Annotated in this window: 2 pseudogenes; both read left to right on the top strand. The window is 40.9% G+C overall.

Annotated elements, in window-relative coordinates:
- A pseudogene (locus R7P69_RS25260) lies at positions 1 to 187 on the top strand (zinc ABC transporter substrate-binding protein); the annotation flags it as partial.
- A 210-nt stretch (positions 188 to 397) separates the two neighbouring features.
- Positions 398 to 1,033, top strand: a pseudogene (locus R7P69_RS25255) (AraC family transcriptional regulator); the annotation flags it as partial.

Below are 1,033 nucleotides of genomic sequence, written 5' to 3'. Positions count from 1 at the left end.
TAACGTGGCTTGTGTGTTTTCTGAACCTCAATTTACACCAGCTGTTGTCGAGAGTGTGATGCGTGGCAGCAATGTGGCCAAAGGCGAGCTTGACCCATTAGGCAGCACTATCAAAGTGGAGCCAGGCAGTTACTTTAACTTGTTAGGCAACATGGCTGACAGCTTTGAGCAATGTTTGGCTAAATAAGAGTAATTAGTTGTAGTTTTGCGGATGAAATGTCTCTTTTACGTGATCTAGCAGTAAGAATTACAACCTTTGGCAAGACGAACCTTTTCTATAAAAGGAATTGAGATATCATTATCAATAATTAGCGGCTCAAAATAACCCTACTCACAAGAGCTACGGAAGGCCTATAGGGAGTTGAGTTGATATAAATTGATATATAAGGTTTTCGTCTTGCTTCGCCAACTTGTCCTGATTTTCTGGGGACTCTTCATATCATCTCAAGCATTTGCGCTGAACAACGCAAATGCCATCTTTTACCCTTTGCCTACTCAGGTTAAGGGCACTTTTATTGCTGCGAAAAAATTGTTCTTGGGCGAGCAAGGTGGGCTATGGATTCATGACGTACATGGCCGCGTTCTTTTTTATGACGGCCAGAATGTTCTGCCAAAATCAGGCAGTTTTTTGCAAACGACCGCAAAGCAGCTTGCGTATCATCAAGGGTCATTCTGGACCTTTGTCGAAAATGAGGTTTATCAGACCTACCCAAACAAAGAAAGGCAGTTGGTCTTTAGCCTTAACCCCGGGTCGCAAATTAGAAAAATAGGTTCATCAGGTGATTATATTTGGGTCAGTGATGGCGCACATTTTTATACCTACAACATCAAAACCAATGAACTTGATTCATTTTCACTGCTTCAACTTTATCAACATAGCAATAATAGTTATGTGTACATCAATGATGCGATTCTGGTCGAAACCAAATGGGCGTTGGCTACAACATCTGGTGTCTATCTCTCTGAAGGTAATAAATTTGATCATGTGATTTCTTCCGGTCAAAACTACATTGAAAAAGTGTATTACTCGCAT

The sequence above is a fragment of the Vibrio sp. 661 genome, assembly GCF_033339315.1.
Classification (GTDB): domain Bacteria; phylum Pseudomonadota; class Gammaproteobacteria; order Enterobacterales; family Vibrionaceae; genus Vibrio; species Vibrio alginolyticus.
Note: the sequence above shows the minus strand (reverse complement) of the source record. Positions and strands in the feature narration are given on the sequence as shown.